Genomic DNA, 22750 nt, shown 5'->3' with positions numbered 1-22750 from the left:
GATGGCTAGCGTAAACGCTTCACACGATGACGACGATGATGCCGCCGTCGACAGCATCAACATCACGCCGCTGGTGGATGTGCTGATGGTGGTGCTGGTGATGTTCATCCTCACCGCTACGGCACAGGTCTCGGGCATCCAGATCAACCTGCCCAAGGCCAGTGCCTCGGTGTCGCTGTCGGAGGCCAAGACCAAGGCAATTTCGGTGAATGACGGTGGCCAGGTGTTCCTCGATGCCTACCCGGTGACATTGGCTGAACTGGAAGAACGCCTGCGCATCGAGAAGGCCCAGAGCCCGGACTTCCCGGTAATCGTGCGCGGTGACGCCACGGTGCAGTACCAGAAAGTCATCGAGGTGCTGGACCTGTTGCGGCGCCTGGAACTGTCCCAGGTCGGTCTGGTGACCGGCAAACCGAGCCAGGGCTGACCATGACCGCCAGACTTCCCATTAATCCGCCCCCGGTGAAGCCCTCGCCACTGCGCCTGTTCAAGTGGGCCGCTGCCCTGGTGCTGGGTGCCGTGGCGGCATGGCTGCTGTGGCAGTGGGCCAACGACATGAGCGGCGTACGCCGTGAAGCGCCGAAAGTGCCGACCATCATCCCGCTGCCGCCTCCACCCCCGCCACCCCCGGAGAAGCCCAAGGAACCGGAGCCCAAGGTCGAGGAGAAGGTGGTCGAGCCAGAGCCGACCCCGGAACCCGAAGAGGTCAAGCCCGAGGAAGAAGCGCCGCCGTCACCGGTGGATGACCTGGCCAACCCGATGCAGATGGACGGCGACGCCCAGGCTGGTAACGACGCCTTCAACATCGGTGCCGGCAAGGGCTCAGGCATGGCCGGGGCAGGGGGCGGGCGCCTCGGTAATGGCACCTACAGCCAGTTCCTGGCGTTCACCTTCCAGCGTTTGCTGCGGGAAAACCCTGAGCTGCGCAGCCTGGCGTTCTCGCTGCAGGCCGACGTCTGGCTCAGTGCCGTGGGCGAGATCACCCGGGTCGAGCTGGTCAAGTCCAGTGGCAACCCGCAGGTGGATGAGCAAGTGATTTCCGCCCTGCGTGCCGCGCCGCATTTGAGCGAACGGCCACCGGCCTCCCTGACTCTGCCTGTGCGCCTGTCCTTGCAGGGACGGCGTCCGGGTTAACCGAATATTGAAAGTTTGCCAACAGGAGTTGTGTGCAGATGATTTCCAATGTGAATCGATTGTCGTGGGCGGTCGGCCTGGTGGTGCTGGGCCTGGCCGCACATGCGACGGCAGCCCCGGCGCCTTCGGAAAACGCCACGATCAATCTGATCCGCTTGCTCGTGCAGCAGGGCGTATTGAAGCAGGACCAGGCTGATAGCCTGATTGCCCAGGCCGAGCGCGAAGCCGTGCAGGCCCGCCAGGCCTCGGCAACGGTTGCCGCAGCGCCCACGGGCGCGCCGGGCGACGTGCGCGTGCAATACGTGCCGAACATCGTGCGCGAGCAGATCCGCGATCAGGTCAAGGCGGAAGTCATGGCCACCGCCAGGCAGGAGAACTGGGCCCAGCCCAACACGTTCCCGGATTGGGTCTCGCGCATCAGTTTCGATGGCGACATTCGCCTGCGCGATGAGTCACGCTATTACTCGGGGACCAACAGCAACCAGATCGTCGACTTCGCCCGGCTCAACGACAAGGGCCCGTATGACGTCAACCCCAACAGCAGCGCCAGCCTGCCGCCGTTGCTCAACACCCGCGAAGACCGGGAAAACCTGTTCCGCCTGCGAGCACGCCTGGGCATGAAAGCGGTGATCGCGCCGCAATGGACCGCCGGTATCCGGATCGGCACCGGCTCGGACAACAACCCGGTGTCCACCACCCAGACGCTGGGCGGTGGTTTCGGCAAGAAGGACATCTGGCTCGACCAGGGTTACCTGACCTGGAAGCCGTCGGATGAGTTGACCTTGACCGGCGGGCGCATTGCCAACCCGTTTTTTTCCACCGACCTGTTGTATTCCGGTGACCTGAACTTCGACGGCGTGGCGGCGATTTTCAACCACAAGCTCAACCAGGATTGGGGGCTGTTCGGCACCGTCGGTGCGTTTCCGGTGGAGTACACCAACGACACCAGCACCAGCAACGGGACAGACAAAGAGGAGAGCGACACCAAGTGGCTGTACGGTGCGCAATTGGGGGCCAACTGGGCGATCAACGACAGCAACCGTATCAAGGGCGCAATGGCGTATTACCGCTTCGACGACATCGAAGGCCAGCGTTCGTCGCCGTGCCAACCGTGGGCCGGTGATCCGGGTTGCGACAGCGACGGTTCGCGCGTGGCCTTCATGCAGAAGGGCAACACGGTGTTCCTGCTACGCGACATCCTGCCCAACCCACTCAACCCGTCCACCACGCCACAACCACAGTACGTCGGCCTGGCCTCGGAGTTCAATCTGCTGGACCTGAACCTGGCGCTGGATACCGACCTGCCCGCGGACCTGAAACTGCGCAGCCAGGCGCATTACGTACACAACCTGGGCTATGACGAAGGCGAGATGCGCAAGCGCTCGGCCGGGCAGTTCGCCAACAACCTGGACAGCGATGGCGAGGTGGAAAGCGGCGCCAACGCCTGGATGCTCCAGTTCACCCTGGGCAACGCGCTGGAGCTCAGGCGCGAAGGCGACTGGAACCTGTTCGCCGGCTACAAGTACATCCAGCCGGACGCCTTGCCGGACGGTTTCAACGATTCGTCCTTCCACCTGGGCGGCACCAATGCCAAGGGCTATTTCCTGGGCGGCAACTACGGCCTGGCGAGCAACGTCTACGCCACCGGTCGCTGGTTGAGTTCCGAAGCGGTGTACGGCGCACCGTACGACATCGATGTCTTGCAGCTTGAAATCAATACGCGCTTCTAAGCGCAGGGAGGCCTCATGAAAAGGCGAGCCATGAATCCGTATCCCGCCGCATTGTTGATGCTGGGCTTGCTGGTCAATGCCAGTGCCCACGGCGAGGGCCTGGAGGAGCGACTGCGGGCGCAGTTGCGCAGCACCACTGCACAGTTGCAGACCCTGCAGAGCGAACAGGCCCAGGCCAGTGCTGCCCGGCAGGCCGCGGAAAACCAGGCCAGGGAGGCCCAGGCGCAGATCAAGCAACTGACTGCGCAATTGAACAAGGCCCAGGCCTTGAACGAGCAGTTGGCCGGGCACCAGCAAAACCTGCAAAACCAGGCCCAGGCCCAAGTGGCGGCCAGCAACGAACAGATCGGCAAGTTCAAGAAAGCTTATGACGAGCTGTTGACCCTGGCCCGTGGCAAGGAAACCGAGCGGGCCCGTCTGGAGGCGCAATTGACCGAGCGTGACACACAAGTGCAGCAATGTTCGGTCAAGAATCAACAGATGTACGAAGTCGCCAAGAACCTGCTGCACGCTTACGAAACCATCGACGTGGCGGACGTCATGAAAATCCGCCAGCCGTTCGCCGCCAGGACCCGGGTGCGTTTCGAGGAACTGGCCCAAGGCTTTGGCGATGATCTCTACAAGAACCGTTTCGATGCGCCCCAGGCCTCGATCACTCATTGATTCGCAAGGAAGAATGACATGACCTCAATGGTTGAACACGTCAGCGCAAAATCCCTGACCGAACTGTTGCAAGCCGCCGGTTACCGGGTCAACGAAACCGAGCAGAACGGCATCGTGCAATTGCTCAGCGCCAGCCAGGGCATCGGTTTCGCCGTGCGTTTCGGCAACCCGACGGCGACCCCAGGGCATTACATGGACTTTACCTTCAGCTGCGCACTGCGCGTGCAAGGTGAACTGCCGGCCGGTTTGGCCGAGCTGTGGAACGCCTCGCGACGCTTTGCCCGATTGTCGTTGCAAGGTGAGTTCCTGCTGATGGAAATGGATGTGGTGGTCGCCGCCGGCGTCAGCGCCGATCACTTGCGCAGCAACCTCGAACTCTGGGATCGACTGTTGCAGGAATTCATCGTGTACCTGCGCGAGTACAGCCAGAACGCCGCACGTTCGCAGACCCGGGCCGAGCCTGCCGAAACCGCGCTGGAAGAGGCGAGCGCATCGTGAAAAAGCCGACCTTCGTCATCAGCGCCGCTGCGTTGGGCCTGGTCGCTACGGCGGTGGTGCTTGGCCTGCGTCCGGGCAACGATCCGGTGGCGGCGGTGCAGACTGCCAGTGTGTTGCAAGCCGACTCGCCAAGCCTGGCCCGGCTGGGCAACCAGCAAGTCAGCCCGGAAGAACTCAAAGCCCTGCTGGCGGCCCTGGCTCCTGAGGTTCGTCAGCAGATGCGTGGCAATCGGGCCGCGCTTGAGGGTTGGATTCGCGCACGCCTGGCGGAAAAAGCCGTGTTGGAACAGGCGGATGCCCAAGGTTGGCGCCAGCGCCCTGAGGTGGAGCGTCAGACCCGTGCGGCCACCGAGCAGATTGTGTTTCGCGATTACTTGCAGTCTGTCAGTCAGGTTCCGGCCGGGTACCCCAGCGAAGAAGAGTTGAAACAAGCTTATGACGCCGGGAAAGCCAACTGGACCGCGCCAGCGTTGTACCGTGTCAGCCAGATTTTCCTGGCGGCCAGCGAGCCGCAAACGGTTGAGGCGGTACGTCGGCAGGCGATGGACCTGAGCAAGAAGGCCCAGGCTTCACCGGCCGAGTTCGCTGCGCTGGCGACTCGTTTCTCCCAGGATCGCACCAGCGCGGAGCGGGGTGGCGACAGCGGTTTCCAGCCCTTGCAGCAGTTGGTCCCGCAGGTGAGGGAGGCAGTGGCGCGCTTGAAGGTCGGCTCGGTGTCGGATCCGGTGCAGAGCGCGGCGGGGTTTCACGTCATCAAACTCACCGAGCAGCAACCGGCCCGGGAAGCGACCCTCGACGAAGTCCGCGAGCGCTTGACCCAGGCCCTGCGCGCCCAGCGCCAGGAGCAGATCGCCAAGGCTTACCTGGACGGCATGCTCGATACGGCGACGCTGAGTATCGACGGCGCTCAGCTGAGCAAGGTGCTAGAGGAGGTGCGTTAGTTTCTCGCTCCTGATCCCGTGACGAGGGAGCTTGCTCCCGCTGGGACGGTCCGACGCCTCGGGCGAAGCGGCCCCAATAAACTTGACCGCGTTCTTTTCAGGAATCAATCGATGCCGGCTTTAGGGCTGCTGCGCAGCCCAGCGGGAGCAAGCTCCCTCGCCACAAGGGGATGTGCCTGGGTCGAGTCATCGCGCAGCCCTCGCTTTTTTGAACAACCGACAGGGAGTCACCCATGACCTTTACCGAGCCCGCAGGACGCCAGGCCATCATCAGCCCCTACCGCACGCCGCTACGGTCCGCCGATCCCTGGCTGGCATCGGCCGGCAGCATCGAGCCTGCGGTGGCCCAGTGCTTCCTGGTCAGTGCCCGTTGTGGCTGTTTCATGCAAGCGGCCCGTAGCCTCAACGTCAAGGCGACCTGGTTGCGCAAACAGTTGGCGCAGCTCGAAGCGCGACTGCAACGGCCGCTGTTCAGCTTCCAGGGCAGCGCCTTGACCCTCAGCCGCGAAGGCCGGCAATTGCAGGCGCGCTTGATCGCCCTGATGAACGACGGCCCACCGCCGCACGACGAGCAGCCATTGATTCGCCTGGCCGTGGCCGAGCCGATCCTGCATGACATTCTGGGGCGCGACCTGATCTCGTTGCTGCGACGCAACGCCAGCGCACGGTTGCAGATCCTCACGCTGGACAGCGAAATGGCCTTGCACGCCGTCAGCGCCGATCTGGTGTTGTGGTTAAGCGATGCGCAGGTGTCGGCGCCGGGGCCGAGCTTCGCCACGCTGCCGGCTGACCGATTGGCAAGCCTGAATTACGTGCCGCACATCGCCAAGCGCTATTCCCGGCCAGCCACCCGCCCGGACTGCCTTGACGGCCTGAGCGACTACATGCTCGTGCAATGGCAGGCGGACCAGCAGGTGGACAGCTTTGCGCCGTGGAATACGCTGCTGGAGCAACGCCGGGCCGGCGTGGTGCAGGTGCAATCCTACGAGCTGATGCTGGAAATGATCCGCTGCAGCGCCTGCATCGGACTGTTGCCGCAGTACATCAGTCGCTTCGACCGAGGGCTGGTCGCCTTGCCGGGGCTGTTCGAGCAAAACATGCAGCGGCATTTGTGGATGACGGTCAATGCCCAGGCCGAAGCTTCGCCCGAAGTGCAGATGCTCATCGAACTGATTCGCCACACGCTGGATGAGCGCAGGGACTGGTTTCAAACCTGACCGCCCCACAGGGGAGACCCGCATCCATTGTGGGAGCGAGCCTGCTCGCGATAGCGGTGTGTCAGCCAACGTCGATGCCAACTGAACCACCGCCATCGCGAGCAGGCTCGCTCACACAATGGTGGGTGATGCGAGCCCCGGGACAGGCAAATCCCCATGCATTGGCTATACCTGTGGCTATACCTGTGGCTATACCTGTAGTTCCGCCCCGTCTTGTGTGGCTTAAAGGAGTGACAGCATGAAGCTCGCGTCAGTGATTGGAACCGTGTGCATCGCCTCGCTTGTCCTGGCGGGTTGCTCCAGCAAAGTCACCCAGCCGGATGAGTACTCGGGATTTCTCGGCGACTACAGTCGTCTGAAGGAAGAAAAATCACCGTCGGGGGCCGAGGTGATGCGGTGGGTCGATCCGAAGATCGATCTGGACAAATACACCAGCTTCTATATCGAGCCGACCCAGCTGTACCCCAAGCCCCAGCCAACCGTGAAAATCCCCCAGGCGACCCTGTCCGGAATAACCGGCTACTACGACCAGGCGCTCCAGCGCGAAGCGGGAAAATCCTTGCCCCTGGCAACCGCGCCGGGCCCCGGTGTCCTGGTGATGCGTGCGGCCATTACGGCGGTCAGCAGCAAGACCGAAGGCCTGAAACCCTATGAAGTGGTGCCGATTGCGCTAGTGGCGGCGGCGGTCAGCACCGCCAGCGGCATCCGTGACCAGGAAACCACCCTGGGCACCGAAGCGGTGTTCCTCGACGGCGGCACCAATGCCGTGGTGGCCCAGGTCGTGCGTAAGGGCACGGGCAAGCCCTTGTCCAACGAATCCCAGGTGATGAAGCCCGACGACGTCAAGGGCGTGATCGATGGCTGGGCAGCGGATCTGCAACAGTCATACCTCAAGCTCAAATCCAAATAAGCAACCTGAGCAAATCGCCGGCCCCCTGCGGCGAGGGAGCTTGCTCCCGCTGGGCTGCGCAGCAGCCCTATGTGAGTGCTGCGCACTCAAGCGGGAGCAAGCTCCCTCGCCACAGTGTTCGTCCAAACCTTCAGCCAGTAGCGTGGTCCACACCATGACTTTTTGTCTCCAACCATAGGTCGCGCAACCATTTCATGGTTAACTTCCGGCCTCAGCCTTTTTCAAACCTGTCAGAAGGAATCCGTTCATGGCTACAGTCACGCTCAAAGGCAATCCGGTGCAAGTCAACGGCCAGCTGCCGCAAGTCGGCTCCAAGGCGCCAGCCTTTTCCCTGGTGGCCGGCAACCTGTCCGACGTCACCCTGGCGAGCCTCGCCGGCAAGCGCAAAGTGCTGAACATCTTCCCAAGCGTCGACACGCCGACCTGCGCCACCTCGGTGCGCAAGTTCAACGCTCAGGCCAACGGCCTGGATAACACCGTCGTGCTGTGCATCTCCGCCGACCTGCCGTTCGCCCAGGCGCGCTTCTGCGGTGCCGAAGGCCTGGAAAATGTACAGAACCTCTCGACCCTGCGCGGCGCCGAATTCATTCAGGACTACGGCGTGGCGATTGCCGACGGCCCACTCAAAGGCTTGACCGCCCGTGCCGTGGTCGTGCTGGACGAGAACGACACCGTGCTGCATAGCGAACTGGTGAAGGAAATCGCCGAAGAGCCGAACTACGACGCTGCTCTGGCTGCCTTGAAATAAGTTTCCTGATATAAGCATTTATTACATTTGTTGACGGCCCGGGCCTTGAGTCCAGGCCGTTTTCATTTGTGTTTCAACGTCTTAGCTGACTTCGGGATCCGTAAGCCCAAGGTAAATTGCCGGTAAAGGCGCTTTGCTAAATATCCGACAGTGCTTATCGTTCAGCCTTCCGTAAAAGAAGCCCACGCGCCCAATGGTTGACCACTCCATGCCATCCTCTGTTTCCCGCAATTCCCGTCGCTGGCTGTTCGGCCTGTTCATCGTCCTGGTCGTCGCGCTGCTGGCCTGGAAGTTCTGGCCCACCGCCACAGGCCAGAAGCCTGGGGCAGGGCAGAAGGCCGCAGCCGGGCACATGGGACGCTCGGGCGGCATGCGACCTGGATTTGGCGGCGCAACGGGGCCGATCCCGGTTCGGGTGGCGCCGGCGGTCACCGGGGATTTCCCGCTGTATTACAAGGCATTGGGCACGGTCACTGCCCTCAACACCATCAATGTGCGCAGCCGGGTCGGCGGTGAACTGGTCAAGGTGGCTTTCGAAGAAGGGCAGATGGTCAAGGCCGGCGATTTGCTGGCTGAAATCGATCCGCGCCCCTACCAGAACGCCTTGCTCCAGGCCGAAGGCACGTTGTTGCAGAACCAGGCGCAGTTGAAGAATGCCCAGGTTGATCTTGAGCGCTACCGTGGCCTCTACGCCGAAGACAGCATCGCCAAGCAGACCCTAGATACGGCCGCCGCGCTGGTAGGTCAGTACCAGGGCACGGTCAAGACCAACCAGGCAGCGGTCAACGACGCCAGGCTCAACCTGGAATTCACCAAGATCCGCGCTCCCATCTCTGGGCGGGTCGGCCTTCGGCAACTGGACATCGGCAACCTGGTGGCGGCCAATGACACCACCGCCCTGGCGGTCATCACCCAGACCCAACCCATCAGCGTCGTGTTCACCCTGCCCGAAAACAACCTGGAAACCGTACTCGCACGCTACCGCAGCGGTGCGAAGCTGCCGGTGGAAGCCTGGGACCGTGGCGACGTGAAACTCCAGGCCAGCGGTGTGCTGCAAAGCCTCGACAACCAGATCGACGTCACCACCGGTACGCTGAAGTTCAAGGCTCGCTACGAAAACCGCGATCAGTCGCTGTTCCCCAACCAGTTCGTCAATGTGCGCCTGCTCGCCGACACCCTCAAAGGCGTAGTGCTGGCACCGACCGCGGCCATTCAGTTCGGCACCAATGGCACCTTCGTCTACGCCCTGGAAGGCGACAAGAAAGTGACCATCCGGAAGCTGAAGGTCGGGGCCAGCGACGGCGAGAACACCGTGATCACCGAAGGCCTGGCCGCCGGTGACCGAGTCGTGCTCGAGGGCACCGACCGCTTGAAGGAAGGCAGTGAGGTGGAGGTGGTCAATGACAGCCGGGACGTGCCCACCACGCCGACCGAGCACCTGCAGGGCAAGACCGCGGCAGCCCCGGATGAGCCGGCTGCGGCCGACAAGGCGAAAAAGGACGGCGCATGAATCTCTCGCGGCTGTTCATCCTTCGCCCGGTCGCCACCACGCTGAGCATGCTGGCCATTGTCCTGGCCGGCCTGATCGCTTATCGACTGCTGCCGGTGTCGGCCTTGCCCCAGGTCGACTACCCGACCATCCGCGTGATGACCCTGTACCCCGGTGCCAGCCCCGACGTGATGACCAGCGCCGTAACCGCCCCCTTGGAGCGGCAATTCGGGCAGATGCCGGGCCTGACGCAGATGGCGTCCACCAGCTCCGGCGGTGCGTCGGTGATTACCCTGCGCTTCAACCTCGAAACCAACATGGATGTCGCCGAACAGCAGGTGCAGGCGGCGATCAACGCGGCCACCAACCTGCTGCCCGACGACCTGCCGGCGCCCCCGGTCTACAACAAGGTCAACCCGGCCGATACCCCGGTCCTGACCCTGGCGATCACCTCCAAGACCATGCTGCTGCCCAAGCTCAATGACCTGGTCGATACGCGTATGGCGCAGAAGATCGCCCAGATCAGCGGGGTCGGCATGGTCACCATCGCCGGAGGCCAGCGCCAGGCCGTGCGGATCAAGGTCAATCCCGAGGCCCTGGCGGCCAACGGGCTCAATCTGGCGGACGTACGTACGCTGATCAGCGCATCCAACGTCAACCAGCCCAAGGGTAACTTCGACGGCCCGACCCGGGTCTCGATGCTCGACGCCAATGACCAGTTGACCTCGCCCAAGGACTACGCCGAACTGATCCTGGCCTACGCCAACGGCGCGCCGTTGCGGCTCAAGGACGTGGCACAGATCGTCGACGGCGCGGAAAACGAACGCCTTGCCGCCTGGGCCAATGAAAACCAGGCCGTGCTGCTGAATATCCAACGCCAGCCAGGGGCCAACGTTATCGAAGTGGTGGACCGGATCAAGGCCCTGTTGCCGAGCATCACCGACAACCTGCCGGCCGGCCTGGACGTCACCGTGCTGACCGACCGGACCCAGACCATCCGTGCCTCGGTCACCGACGTGCAGCATGAATTGCTGATCGCCATCGCCCTGGTGGTGATGGTGACGTTCCTGTTCCTGCGCCGTTTCAGCGCCACCATCATTCCTTCCGTAGCTGTACCGCTGTCGCTGATCGGCACGTTCGGCGTGATGTACCTGGCAGGGTTCTCCATCAACAACCTGACGCTGATGGCCTTGACCATCGCCACCGGGTTCGTGGTGGACGACGCCATCGTCATGCTGGAGAACATTGCCCGCTACATCGAGGAAGGCGACAGCCCGTTGCAGGCCGCGCTCAAGGGCGCCCGGCAGATCGGCTTCACCCTGGTGTCCCTGACGTTGTCGCTGATTGCCGTGCTGATTCCGCTGCTGTTCATGGCCGACGTGGTCGGGCGGCTGTTCCGCGAATTCGCCATTACTCTGGCAGTGGCGATCCTGATTTCGCTGGTGGTGTCGCTGACCCTGACGCCGATGATGTGCGCGCGGTTGCTCAAGCGTGAGCCCAAGGAAGAAGAGCAGGGCCGCTTCTACCGCGCCAGCGGCGCCTGGATCGACTGGTTGATTGCCGCCTATGGGCGCAAGCTGCAGTGGGTGCTCAAGCACCAGCCGCTGACCTTGCTGGTGGCGGTGGGCAGCCTGGTCTTGACGGTGGTGCTCTATCTGGCGGTGCCCAAAGGGTTCTTTCCGGTGCAGGACACTGGAGTGATCCAAGGCATTTCCGAAGCCCCGCAATCGATTTCCTTTGCTGCCATGAGCGAGCGCCAGCAGGAGCTTGCCAAGGTGATCCTTGCCGACCCTGCCGTGGACAGCCTGTCGTCCTACATCGGCGTGGATGGCGACAATGCGACGCTCAACAGCGGCCGCTTGCTGATCAACCTCAAACCCCACAATCAGCGGGATGACAGCGCAACGGCGATCATTGCCCGCTTGCAGCCGCAGCTGGACCGGCTGGTGGGCATTCGGCTGTTCATGCAGCCGGTGCAAGACCTGACCATTGAAGACCGGGTCAGCCGCACCCAGTACCAGTTCAGCCTGTCGTCGCCGGACGCCGAGTTGCTCAGCCTCTGGAGCGGCCGTCTCGCCGAAGCCCTGGCGCGCCAGCCGGAACTGACCGATGTCGCCAGTGATTTGCAGGACAAGGGCTTGCAGGTCTATCTGGTGATCGACCGCGACGCGGCTTCACGCCTGGGCGTCTCGGTGGCGAACATCACTGACGCGCTGTATGACGCCTTTGGCCAACGGCAGATCTCCACCATTTACACCCAGGCCAGCCAATACCGCGTGGTATTGCAGGCCCAGGCCGGCGAGCGGATTGGCCCCCAGGCGTTGGATCAGATCCACGTCAAGACCACCGATGGCGGCCAGGTGCGGCTGTCGAGCCTGGCCCATGTCGAGGAGCGCCAGGCGCAACTGGCGATTGCCCACATCGGCCAGTTCCCGGCGGTGATGATGTCGTTCAACCTGGCGCCGGGCGTAGCCCTCGGGCATGCAGTGGACGTGATCGAAAAGGTCCAGCAGGACATCGGCATGCCGATAGGCGTACAGACGCAATTCCAGGGAGCGGCCCAGGCCTTCCAGGCATCGTTGTCGAGTACGCTGCTGCTGATCCTGGCGGCGGTGGTGACCATGTACATCGTGCTGGGCGTGCTGTACGAGAGCTACATCCACCCGATCACCATCCTGTCCACCTTGCCCTCGGCGGCCATCGGCGCCTTGCTGGCATTGATACTCAGCGGTAACGACCTGGGCATGATCGCGATCATCGGGATCATCCTGCTGATCGGCATCGTCAAGAAAAACGCGATCATGATGATCGACTTCGCCCTCGACGCCGAACGCAATCAGGGCGTGGACCCGCAGACGGCGATCTATCAAGCCGCGCTGCTGCGTTTCAGGCCGATCCTGATGACCACCCTGGCGGCCTTGTTCGGTGCAGTGCCGCTGATGCTGGCCACCGGCTCCGGCGCCGAACTGCGCCAGCCATTGGGGTTGGTGATGGTCGGTGGGTTGCTGGTGAGCCAGGTGCTGACGCTGTTCACCACCCCGGTGATCTACCTGTATTTCGATCGCTTGGGGCGGCGCTTTGCCCGGGTTGATGGGAAAGAGGTGCAGGCATGAGGCGCAGCGTGGGCCGGCCGCATACCCTGTGGCGAGGGAGCTTGCTCCCGCTGGGCTGCGCAGCAGACCTTTTGGTGAGTGCTGCGTACTCAAGCGGGAGCAAGCTCCCTCGCCAAAAAAGCGTCGGCCACAAAAGTGTTTGCTGCATGGCGCCTGATGGCTGGAGCGCTTGCCCATGAACCTCTCCGGCCCCTTCATCCGCCGCCCCGTGGCGACCATGCTCCTGAGCTTCGCGATCATGCTGCTCGGCGGCGTGTGTTTCGGGCTGTTGCCTGTCTCGCCGCTGCCGCAGATGGATTTCCCCGTGATTGTCGTCCAGGCCAACCTGCCAGGCGCCAGTCCCGAGGTGATGGCGTCGACGGTGGCCACGCCGCTGGAGCGTTCGTTCGGCGCCATCGCCGGGGTCAACACCATGAGCAGCCGCTCCAGCCAGGGCTCCACCCGGGTGATCCTGCAATTTGACCTTGATCGCGACATCAACGGCGCCGCCCGGGAGGTACAGGCGGCCATCAACGCCTCGCGCAATTTGCTGCCCAGCGGCATGCGCAGCATGCCCACCTACAAGAAGGTCAACCCGTCCCAGGCGCCGATCATGGTGCTGTCGCTGACCTCGGACGTCCTCGAAAAAGGCCAGCTCTACGACCTGGCATCGACCATCCTGTCTCAGAGCCTGTCCCAGGTCTCCGGAGTCGGCGAGGTGCAGATCGGCGGCAGCTCCCTGCCGGCGGTGCGCATCGAACTGGAGCCGCAGTTGCTCAACCAGTACGGCGTCGCGCTGGACGATGTGCGCACGGCCATCGCCAACAGCAACGTGCGCCGGCCAAAGGGTTCGGTGGAGGACGACCGGCGCATGTGGCAGGTCCAGGCCAACGACCAGCTGGAAAAGGCCAAGGACTACGAAACGCTGATCATCCGTTACCAGGACGGTTCGGTCCTGCGGCTCAAGGACGTGGCGAAAGTCGCCGACAGCGTCGAGGACCGCTACAACAGCGGCTTCTTCAATAACGACGCGGCCGTGTTGCTGGTGATCAATCGCCAGGCCGGGGCCAACATCATCGAGACGGTCAACGAAATCAAGGCACAACTGCCGGCCTTGCAGGCGGTGCTGCCGGCCAGCGTCAAGTTGAACCTGGCGATGGATCGTTCGCCGGTGATCAAGGCGACGCTGCATGAAGCGGAAATGACGTTGCTGATCGCCGTAGCGCTGGTGGTGCTGGTGGTGTTCCTGTTCCTGGGCAACTTCCGCGCTTCGCTGATCCCGACCCTGGCGGTGCCGGTATCGCTGGTGGGTACGTTCGCGGTGATGTACCTGTACGGTTTTTCCCTGAACAACCTGTCGTTGATGGCGTTGATCCTTGCCACCGGGTTGGTGGTGGACGACGCCATCGTCGTGCTGGAAAACATTTCCCGGCACATCGACGAAGGCGTGCCGCCGATGCAGGCCGCGTACCGCGGCGCCGAAGAGGTGGGCTTCACTCTATTGTCGATGAACGTTTCGCTGGTGGCGGTCTTCCTGTCGATCCTGTTCATGGGCGGGATCATCGAGAGCCTGTTTCGCGAGTTTTCCATCACCCTGGCGGCCTGCATCGTCGTCTCGCTGGTGGTTTCCCTGACGCTGACACCGATGCTCTGCGCCCGCTGGCTCAAGCCCCACGTGCCCGGACAGGAAAACCGTCTGCAGCGCTGGAGCCTGCGCCTCAACGACCGCATGGTCCGCGGCTATGCCACGAGCCTTGACTGGGTGCTGCGCCATCGGCGACTGACCTTGCTGAGCCTGCTGCTGACCATCGGTGTGAACGTCGCCTTGTATGTGGTAGTGCCGAAAACCTTCATGCCGCAACAGGACACAGGCCAGTTGATCGGCTTCGTACGCGGCGACGACGGGCTGTCGTTCAATGTGATGCAGCCGAAGATGGAAATCTTCCGCCGCGCGGTACTCAAGGACGACGCGGTGCAGAGCGTTGCCGGTTTCATCGGCGGCAACAACGGCACCAACAACGCGTTCATGCTGGTGCGCCTCAAGCCGATCAAGGAGCGCAATATTTCCGCGCAGAAGGTCATCGAGCGCCTGCGCAAGGAAATGCCCAAGGTGCCGGGTGCGCAGCTGATGCTGATGGCTGACCAGGACCTGCAATTCGGTGGCGGCCGCGAGCAGACCACGTCGCAATATTCCTACATTCTGCAAAGCGCTGACCTGGCGTCGCTGCGCGAGTGGTATCCCAAGGTCACGGCAGCTTTCAGGGCCCTGCCGGAGCTGACCGCCATCGATGCCCGCGACGGGGGCGGGGCGCAGCAAGTGACGCTGGTGGTGGATCGCGACCAGGCCAAGCGCCTGGGCATCGACATGAGCATGGTCACGGCAGTGCTCAACAACGCCTACAGCCAGCGGCAGATCTCCACCATTTACGACAGCCTGAACCAGTACCAGGTGGTGATGGAGGTCAATCCCAAGTATGCCCAGGACCCGAACACCCTCGAACAGGTCCAGGTAATCACCGCCGAGGGGGCGCGGGTGCCGCTGTCGACGATCGCGCATTACGAGAACAGCCTGGAGGACGACCGGGTCAGTCATGAGGGCCAGTTCGCCTCCGAGGGCATTTCGTTCGACATGGCCGAGGGCGTGACCGTGGAGCAGGGCACGGCGGCCATCGAGCGGGCCATTGCCAAGCTGGGGATGCCCGAGGATGTCATCGCGAAAATGGCCGGCACCGCCGATGCGTTCGCCGCCACCCAGAAGAGTCAGCCGTTCATGATCCTCGGGGCATTGCTGGCGGTGTACCTGGTGCTGGGCGTGCTGTACGAAAGCTATATCCACCCGCTGACGATCCTGTCCACCTTGCCATCGGCCGGGGTCGGTGCGCTGCTGTCGATCTACGTATTGGGGGGGGAGTTCAGCCTGATCTCGTTGCTCGGGCTGTTCCTGCTGATCGGCGTGGTGAAGAAAAACGCGATCCTGATGATCGACCTCGCCCTGCAACTGGAACGTGGCGGCCAGTCACCGCAGGAGTCGATCCGCAGTGCCTGCCTGCTGCGGTTGCGACCCATCCTGATGACGACCCTGGCCGCAATCCTCGGTGCCTTGCCGCTGCTGCTCGGCAGCGCCGAAGGCGCGGAGATGCGCCAGCCGCTGGGCCTGACCATCATTGGCGGGCTGGTGTTCAGCCAGATCCTGACCCTGTACACCACGCCTGTGGTTTATCTCTATCTCGACAAACTGCGCCATCGTTTCAATCGCTGGCGCGGCGTGCGCACTGATGCTGCCCTGGAAACTCCGCTATGAACGACCGTTCGCTTTTCAACCTTGCCACCGCGCTCACGACTGCCCGTGGTTCGCGGGCGCTGAGCCTGGCGCTGTGCGTGGCGCTGCTCAGTGCTTGCGCCATCGGCCCGGATTATCAGCGCCCGGAGGCTGCCGCACCGGCGCAATACAAGGAGGCCCAGGGCTGGCGCCAGGCCAACCCCAGCGACGCACTTGCCCGTGGCGCCTGGTGGGAGCTGTACGGCGATGCCCAACTCAACGGCCTGGTGGAAAAGCTCAACACCTCTAACCAGACCGTGGCCCAGGCCGAAGCCCAGTATCGCCAGGCCCAGGCCCTGGCTCGCAGTGCCCGGGGCGCATTTTTCCCGACCGTGGACCTGACCGTCGGCAAGAACCGTTCGAGCCAGGGTACCGGCAGCAGCAATTCAAGCCTCAGCAGCTCGGCCAGCGGCATCCGCGACACCTACAGTGCCCAGGCCGGCGTGAGCTGGGAGGCGGATGTCTGGGGCAAGCTGCGGCGCACGCTGGAAGCCGACGAGGCCAGCGCCCAGGCCAGTTTTGCCGACCTGGCCGCGATGCGCCTGAGCCAGCAGTCCGAGCTGGTGCAGAACTACCTGCAGTTGCGGGTGATCGATCAGCAGAAGCGGTTGTTGCAGACCACCCTGGACAACTATCAGCGCTCGTTGAAGATGACCGAAAACCAGTACCGTGCCGGCGTTTCCGGCAAGGACGCGGTGGCCCAGGCGCAGAACCAGCTAAAGACCACCCAGGGCGATTTGATCGACCTGATCTGGCAGCGGGCTCAATTCGAAAACGCCATTGCCGTGTTGATGGGCCTGCCTCCGGCCGAATTCAGCCTGGGCGAAACCCAGGACATCCCGTCATTGCCGCAGATCCCGGTAGCGTTGCCGTCGCAGCTGCTGGAGCGCCGGCCTGACATCGCCTCGGCCGAGCGTTCGGTAATGGCCGCCAATGCCAACATCGGCGTAGCCAAGGCCGCCTATTACCCGGACTTCACCCTCAGCCTGAGTGGCGGCTACAGCAGCAGTACCTACGACAACTGGATCAGCGTACCTAACCGTTTCTGGTCGGTGGGGCCGCAGCTGGCCATGACCTTGTTCGACGGCGGCCAGCGCTCGGCGGAGGTCGACCGCACCATCGCCGCCTACGACCAGACCGTCGCCACCTACCGCCAGACCGTGCTCGACGGCCTGCGCGAAGTGGAAAACTACATGATCCAGCTCAAGGTGCTGGAAGACGAAGCCCGCGTGCGCCAGGAAGCCCTGGATGCCGCCCGTGAATCCCTGCGCCTGACCCAGAACCAGTACAAGGCCGGGCTGATTGCCTACCTCGACGTGGTGACCGTCCAGGCCACGGCCTTGAGTAATGAACGCAGCGTGCTGAGCTTGCAGCAGAGCCGGCTGATCGCCAGTGTGCAACTGATCGCCGCGCTAGGTGGGGGTTGGGATGGGCAGATGGAAGCGGGGGAGAAGCCCGAGTAAATGGGGCATACCGTTCTTCACTGGGAGTCCGGTAAACCCGTGGCGAGGGAGCTTGCTCCCGCTGGGCTGCGCAGCGGCCCCATTTTTATGAGCGCTTCGCGCTCAAGCGGGAGCAAGCTCCCTCGCCACGGGTGATTTTTATTACAGCCACCAAGTCCCGCATTTGGCCGATGCACTGTCTACGACCTGTCTCATAGCCTTGCTATAGTTCAAGCCTCTTTTCAACCGGTAAAGGATCACTGCCATGTCGCAATACCAAGCGTTCACCGTCGAACTTGCAGACAACATTGCCCATGTGCAAATCAACCGCCCGGAAAAGATCAATTCGATGAATGCCGCGTTCTGGAGCGAGATCATCGAGATTTTCCAGTGGATCGACGACACCGACGAAGCTCGGGTGGTGGTGCTCAGCGGTGCCGGCAAGCATTTTTCCTCCGGGATCGACCTGATGATGTTGGCGGGGGTGGCCAATGAACTGGGCAAGGATGTAGGGCGTAACGCGCGCGTGCTGCGGCGCAAGATCGTGCAACTGCAAGCCTCGTTCAATGCCGTGGACAACTGCCGAAAACCGGTACTGGCGGCGGTCCAGGGTTACTGCCTGGGCGGCGCCATCGATCTGATAAGCGCCTGCGACATGCGGTATGCAGCCCAGGATGCGCAATTCTCCATCAAGGAGATCGACATCGGCATGGCGGCCGATGTTGGCACATTGCAACGCTTGCCCCGGATCATCGGGGACGGCATGCTGCGTGAACTCGCTTATACGGGGCGCACCTTTGGTGCTGACGAAGCGCGCAGCATCGGCCTGGTCAATCGTGTCTACAGCGATACCGCCAGCCTGCTTGACGGTGTGATGGGCATTGCCCGGGAAATAGCTGCCAAGTCGCCGATTGCCGTGACCGGTACCAAGGAAATGATCAGCTACATGCGCGATCACCGCATCGACGACGGGCTGGAATACGTCGCGACCTGGAACGCCGCCATGCTGCAATCGACTGACCTGCGCGTGGCCATGGCCGCCCATATGAGCAAACAGAAACCCGAATTTCTGGATTGATTGATCATGATTGAACGCTGGACCACCGCAGTACTCGATACCGATCTTCCTGGCGGCTGGGCGGTTGCCCGAAGCCCGGAAGGCTTTCTGTACGATGCCAATGGTGCGCTGTTTCCCCGCGACTGGCTCAAGCGCCAGGAACTGTCGGTTCTGGCCGAGCATGGTATCGGGCACCTCGATGGCGAGCCGGTCTATCTGCTGGAACTACACAGCTCGCTGGACATTCCCGGTTGCAACTGGAAAGGCCTTCGGGCGTTTATGCTCGAGGACGATCACGCCTTGTACAAGGTGCTGGGCTACGCGGCGCAGATCGGCACTTGGGCCCGGGAACATCGTTTCTGCGGAAGTTGCGGCAAGCGAATGAGCCAGATCCCAGGGGAGCGGGCCATGTATTGCGACGGTTGCGATCTGCGTCACTACCCACGGATTTCGCCGAGCATGATCGTACTGATCACCCGCGGCGACGAGATTCTGTTAGGGCGTTCCTACCGCTTCGTTCCGGGCGTCTACAGCACGTTGGCCGGCTTCGCCGAGCCGGGCGAGTCGATGGAGGATTGTTTGATTCGCGAGGTGCGCGAAGAAGTCAGCATCGAAGTGAAGAATATCCAGTACATGGGCAGCCAGTGCTGGCCGTTTCCTCATTCGATGATGCTGGGGTTCCACGCGGAATACGCCAGTGGCGAGATCGTTTGCCAGGAAGAAGAAATCGAGGATGCCCAGTGGTTCAGCATCCACAACTTGCCACCGCTGCCGGCCTCGCGCTCCATTGCACGCTACCTGATCGATCTCTACGTGGCGCGGCGTCTAGGCCATGCTGAACCAGTGCTGCCAGGCTAGGCGCACGGTCAACCCCAGGACCACGGTGATGAACACCGGTCGGATGAACTTCGCGCCGCCGCTGATGGCGGTGCGGGCACCGAAGAACGCTCCGACCATGACCGACAGGCCCATGCTCAGGCCGATCACCCAATCCACCTGTCCAGAAAAGATGAACACTGCCAGCGCCGCGATGTTGCTGACGAAGTTCATGCTACGCGCCACGCCGCTGGCCTTGACCAGGTCGATGGGGTAGAGCAGCAGGCTGCTTACCGTCCAGAACGCCCCGGTACCCGGGCCGGCCACGCCGTCATAAAAGCCCAGGGTAAAGCCTTGGGGCGATTGCCACTTCTTCTTGATCGGCGCATTGCTGTCCAGCGGTGCCTTGGGCGTACCGCCAAACAGCAGATACAGGCCACAGGCGAAGACGATCACCGGCAGCATCTTGTTCAGCCACTCGGCGGGCAGGTAATGCGCAACGATGGCACCGGTCAAGGCGCCGACCAGGGTGCCGACCAGGGCGTGGGTCCACTGCCGGGGGTGGAACAGCTTGCGCCGGTAGAATGTAAAGCTGGCCGTGGCCGAGCCGAAGGTCGAACTGAGCTTATTGGTCCCCAGGACCAGATGGGGCGGCAGGCCGGCAGTGAGCAGGGCGGGCGTGGTCAGCAGGCCACCGCCACCGGCGATGGCATCGATGAAACCGGCAATGAACGCGACAATGGCGAGGATAGCGAGGGTAGTGAGGTCGACGCTGAGTTCAAAAGGCATGGAATGGGCTTATTCGGCGAGGCGCAGAAGGGCTGCGGGGAAAGCCGGTATGTTACCCATAATGGCAACGGGCTGCGACTCTATCAGGACACTTACAGGGTCGGTGGCGAGGGCGCGAACGCCCTCGCTACGTTTCACTCTGGTCGAAACACGGCCCGCAAACAGTTTTCGCGCTTGTCCTTGAACATGGCATAACCCTGCGCCGACTGTTCCAGACCCATGGGATGGGTCAGCAGGTAGGAAGGGTCCAGTTCACCTTTCTGAATATGCTCGAACAGGCGCTTCACGTACCGCTGGCCGGGTTGCTGTCCCGAGCGCAAGGTCAGCGCCTTGTTGACAATGGCTCCCATCGGGAACTTGTCGAGCAAGCCGCCATACACGCCCACCACCGAAACCGTGCCGCCCTTGCGACAGGCCCGGATCGACTGACGCAGCACCGTCCCGCGTTCGGTGTGCAGCCGCATCATTTGCTTGGTCTTGTCGTAGACATAGTCGAGTTCGGTGCCATGGGCTTCCATGCCGACGCAATCGATGCAGCGGTCCGGGCCCCGGCCGCCGGTCAGCTCCAGCAAGGCGGCATGCACGTCAGTTGTTTCGTAGTTGAGGGCAATCGCCCCGGCTTTTTCTTCCGCCAGGCGCAAGCGATCCGCAAAACGGTCGATGGCGATGACCCGTTCGGCGCCCAACAGATAGGCGCTGGTGATCGCCATCAGGCCGACGCCGCCACATCCCCAGACCGCTACGGTATCGCCGGGCTGGATATCGGCGTTGTCGGCGGCGAAATAACCGGTGGGTACCGCATCGGAGACGAACACGGCCTGCTCATCGCTGACACCTTCGGGAATGGTAAACAGGTTCACGTCGGCAAACGGTACGCGGATATAAGTCGCGTGGCTGCCGGCAAAACCGCCGAACGCGTGGCTGTAACCGATGATGCCGCAAGCCGGCTGGCCATACGCAACCTCGGTTGCGGTGGGGTTGGGGTTGGAGTTGTCGCAGCAGGAAAAATCCGAGCGCTGGCAATGCTCGCAATGCCCGCAACCGATAATCGACACCGTGACCACCCGATCGCCTTTCTTGAACTGCGTGATGGCCGAGCCAGTCTCCACCACTTCCCCCATGAACTCATGGCCGATGATGTCGCCGGCCTGCATGGTTGGCACATAGCCGCCCAGCAGATGCAGGTCCGAGCCGCAGACTGACGACAGCAATACGCGGACAATGGCATCGCGGGGATTGAGAATGGAGGGATCGTCGACGGTCTCGACTTGCAATTTGTTCGGGCCCTGCCAGGTCAATGCGCGCATCAGGCGGTACCTCCAATGGTCGGGGTGGTTGTAGGGGCTTGCGCCGCACTGGCAGCCGGGTGGACGAACAGGAAATCCCTGGCACCCTGAGCACGCATCCGGTTCGTGGTGACTTCGCCGGTTTCCAGCTGTTGTTTGATGCTGCGCAGCAGGTTCAGCAGGGCCTTGTCGGAGAACTTGGAGACAGCGGCGGCCAGGGCATAACCGGCGGTACCAAACGAGGTCTCGCAGGCCACGATCACCTTGATCTGCGTGCCACGGCCAGCCGGCGCGTCGCTGAAAAGCATCTGGATATCATGTTTGAAGCGTGTCTGTGGCGCCGCGATCCAGTGCAGCTTGCGGCCCTCCTTGGGCTCGGACTGTTCAAGGTCGCAATACAGGACCTTGTCCCTCGGCCCATTGGCAACCCACCGATAGGTATGTTCGCCGGTTTGCTCGATCGCATCGATCCAGGGCACCAGAGCACCGAGCTCTGCCGGATTACGGCAAAATGCGAATACCTCTTCACGTGGCTTGTTCACGGTGATGCTGCGGGAAATCACTTTGCTGCCGTCCCAACCCCGATCCTGCTCGAAAGCGCGTTCGAACGGGGTATGGGCCAATGCACTCTTGATTCGGCAGGCACCGGAATACCCGCGCCACGCAGCGCAGGCCCCGACCAGAGCCTGGGTCCAACCCTTAAGCCCGCCCTGGCGCAGGCCGTTGGCGATCAACAGCGTGCCGGCCAGCAGCGACACTGTCCGTTCCGGTGTGCCGAGATTGGGATGCGACGGGGTCGGCACCGCTGCCCGACTCGCAACCAGTTGAGGACGTTCGGTCATGATGAGTGATCCTTGTAAATCCGCAGAAGACATAAGGAATGAACCGGTAAGGGGCGCGGTTGTTCCATCGGCATGCGGGGTTTCCGATGAGGCGGGTGGCAGCGCCCCGGCCAAGCGTCGCCCGGCATCGAGTCCGTACACGCAGTGCAAAACGTCGCTCGCTGACCGATTTTTTTTTGAAATCAAGGGGTTGCCAGTCCAGGTAAATGAGTACATAATTGCGCCCATCGAACGCACTGGGGTCTATAAAATCTCAATGTTTTCAAGGAGATAGCGCTCAGTGAGCGTACTGTTTCCTTAGCAGGTTCGTACAACGGTTGATGTGGTTGCATCGCATCAGGCGTCTTGAGGCCGAATAGCAAAATGGTTATGCAGTGGATTGCAAATCCACCTACGCCGGTTCGATTCCGACTTCGGCCTCCACTTTTAGAAAGCTCTGTAGATCTATGATTTACAGAGCTTTTTTGCTTTAGGCTGTCGCAAGATTTTGTCTCGAAAAGGACAGATGCAACCTTGCTTCATGGGGTGGGGATGTATATATTTCCCCCTCTGCTGCATCAGCCGGAGACCAGGTTATCCAAAGCCTCTCCATGGCTTGAACGCGCTACCGCCCGAATGGCGAAACTGGTAGACGCATGGGACTTAAAATCCCCCGCTCGTAAGGGCGTGCCGGTTCGATTCCGGCTTCGGGCACCATCTAGATCAAGGGTTTGCACGGTTTTCTCTGCCGGGCGAGCCCTTTGTGTTTTCCGCAATCAGAAAATCATTTCCGCAATT

Annotated in this window: 18 protein-coding genes and 2 tRNA genes; 17 read left to right on the top strand and 3 right to left on the bottom strand. The window is 62.3% G+C overall.

Annotation, left to right across the window (positions count from 1 at the left end; all coding sequences use genetic code 11):
• Position 1: 1 nt before the first annotated feature.
• From ACLEJR_RS23320 to nudC, 15 genes are all read left to right on the top strand, one after another.
• Entirely contained in the window at positions 2 to 427 is a 426-nt protein-coding gene (locus tag ACLEJR_RS23320; RefSeq protein WP_003201710.1) for an ExbD/TolR family protein, read from the top strand.
• A 2-nt stretch (positions 428 to 429) separates the two neighbouring features.
• Positions 430 to 1134, top strand: coding sequence for an energy transducer TonB family protein (locus ACLEJR_RS23315; protein WP_440816797.1), 705 nt, complete (start codon positions 430 to 432; stop codon positions 1132 to 1134).
• A 38-nt stretch (positions 1135 to 1172) separates the two neighbouring features.
• Complete coding sequence (locus tag ACLEJR_RS23310; RefSeq protein ID WP_440816795.1) at positions 1173 to 2864, top strand: putative porin; 1692 nt, start codon at positions 1173 to 1175, stop codon at positions 2862 to 2864.
• 15 nt (positions 2865 to 2879) lie between these two features.
• On the top strand, positions 2880 to 3527 hold the full coding sequence (locus ACLEJR_RS23305; RefSeq protein WP_440816793.1) for a DNA repair protein: 648 nt from the start codon (positions 2880 to 2882) through the stop codon (positions 3525 to 3527).
• Between the two features lie 18 nt (positions 3528 to 3545).
• On the top strand, positions 3546 to 4025 hold the full coding sequence (locus ACLEJR_RS23300; protein ID WP_440816790.1) for a YbjN domain-containing protein: 480 nt from the start codon (positions 3546 to 3548) through the stop codon (positions 4023 to 4025).
• Positions 4022 to 4966, top strand: coding sequence for a peptidylprolyl isomerase (locus ACLEJR_RS23295; RefSeq protein WP_440798438.1), 945 nt, complete (start codon positions 4022 to 4024; stop codon positions 4964 to 4966). The genes ACLEJR_RS23300 and ACLEJR_RS23295 overlap by 4 nt, the downstream gene beginning before the upstream one ends.
• Before the next feature lie 233 nt (positions 4967 to 5199).
• On the top strand, positions 5200 to 6183 hold the full coding sequence (locus tag ACLEJR_RS23290; protein WP_440798440.1) for a LysR substrate-binding domain-containing protein: 984 nt from the start codon (positions 5200 to 5202) through the stop codon (positions 6181 to 6183).
• Positions 6184 to 6421: 238 nt separating this feature from the next.
• On the top strand, positions 6422 to 7093 hold the full coding sequence (locus ACLEJR_RS23285) for a DUF3313 domain-containing protein (RefSeq protein WP_440816788.1): 672 nt from the start codon (positions 6422 to 6424) through the stop codon (positions 7091 to 7093).
• Between the two features lie 247 nt (positions 7094 to 7340).
• The gene (gene tpx / locus ACLEJR_RS23280) at positions 7341 to 7841 is read left to right on the top strand and encodes a thiol peroxidase (protein WP_440798444.1); all 501 of its coding nucleotides are present in this window, start codon (positions 7341 to 7343) and stop codon (positions 7839 to 7841) included.
• A 193-nt stretch (positions 7842 to 8034) separates the two neighbouring features.
• On the top strand, positions 8035 to 9351 hold the full coding sequence (locus ACLEJR_RS23275; RefSeq protein WP_440798446.1) for an MdtA/MuxA family multidrug efflux RND transporter periplasmic adaptor subunit: 1317 nt from the start codon (positions 8035 to 8037) through the stop codon (positions 9349 to 9351).
• A complete protein-coding gene (locus ACLEJR_RS23270; RefSeq protein WP_440798448.1) occupies positions 9348 to 12443 on the top strand; it encodes an MdtB/MuxB family multidrug efflux RND transporter permease subunit in 3096 nt (1031 codons plus the stop codon). The genes ACLEJR_RS23275 and ACLEJR_RS23270 overlap by 4 nt, the downstream gene beginning before the upstream one ends.
• Before the next feature lie 175 nt (positions 12444 to 12618).
• Positions 12619 to 15723, top strand: a complete 3105-nt coding sequence (locus tag ACLEJR_RS23265) for an efflux RND transporter permease subunit (protein ID WP_440798450.1) — start codon at positions 12619 to 12621, stop codon at positions 15721 to 15723.
• Positions 15720 to 17204, top strand: coding sequence for an efflux transporter outer membrane subunit (locus ACLEJR_RS23260; RefSeq protein WP_440816785.1), 1485 nt, complete (start codon positions 15720 to 15722; stop codon positions 17202 to 17204). Before ACLEJR_RS23265 ends, ACLEJR_RS23260 begins: the two co-directional genes overlap by 4 nt.
• Positions 17205 to 17448: 244 nt before the next feature.
• Positions 17449 to 18261 (top strand): crotonase/enoyl-CoA hydratase family protein, encoded by an 813-nt coding sequence (locus ACLEJR_RS23255; RefSeq protein ID WP_440816783.1) that lies wholly within the window; start codon positions 17449 to 17451, stop codon positions 18259 to 18261.
• A 6-nt stretch (positions 18262 to 18267) separates the two neighbouring features.
• Entirely contained in the window at positions 18268 to 19098 is an 831-nt protein-coding gene (gene nudC / locus ACLEJR_RS23250; protein ID WP_440816780.1) for an NAD(+) diphosphatase, read from the top strand.
• Here nudC and ACLEJR_RS23245 read toward each other — a convergent pair.
• The 3 genes from ACLEJR_RS23245 to ACLEJR_RS23235 all read right to left on the bottom strand — a co-directional run bounded on the left by ACLEJR_RS23245 (position 19066) and on the right by ACLEJR_RS23235 (position 21973).
• Positions 19066 to 19845 (bottom strand): TSUP family transporter, encoded by a 780-nt coding sequence (locus ACLEJR_RS23245; RefSeq protein ID WP_440816777.1) that lies wholly within the window; start codon positions 19843 to 19845, stop codon positions 19066 to 19068. The two genes, nudC and ACLEJR_RS23245, sit on opposite strands and share 33 nt — an antisense overlap.
• Before the next feature lie 134 nt (positions 19846 to 19979).
• Positions 19980 to 21152 (bottom strand): zinc-dependent alcohol dehydrogenase, encoded by a 1173-nt coding sequence (locus ACLEJR_RS23240; protein ID WP_440798460.1) that lies wholly within the window; start codon positions 21150 to 21152, stop codon positions 19980 to 19982.
• Positions 21152 to 21973 (bottom strand): SRPBCC family protein, encoded by an 822-nt coding sequence (locus ACLEJR_RS23235; protein WP_440798462.1) that lies wholly within the window; start codon positions 21971 to 21973, stop codon positions 21152 to 21154. Before ACLEJR_RS23235 ends, ACLEJR_RS23240 begins: the two co-directional genes overlap by 1 nt.
• A 349-nt stretch (positions 21974 to 22322) precedes the next feature.
• On the opposite strand from ACLEJR_RS23235, the gene ACLEJR_RS23230 reads away from it, so the two are divergent.
• Both ACLEJR_RS23230 and ACLEJR_RS23225 read left to right on the top strand, forming a co-directional pair.
• A tRNA-Cys gene (locus ACLEJR_RS23230) sits at positions 22323 to 22396 on the top strand.
• 186 nt (positions 22397 to 22582) lie between these two features.
• Positions 22583 to 22669 (top strand) — tRNA-Leu (locus tag ACLEJR_RS23225).
• The last annotated feature ends 81 nt before the right edge of the window (positions 22670 to 22750 follow it).

This window comes from Pseudomonas sp. SMN5 (assembly GCF_052041925.1).
Lineage (GTDB): Bacteria > Pseudomonadota > Gammaproteobacteria > Pseudomonadales > Pseudomonadaceae > Aquipseudomonas.
Note: the sequence above shows the minus strand (reverse complement) of the source record. Positions and strands in the feature narration are given on the sequence as shown.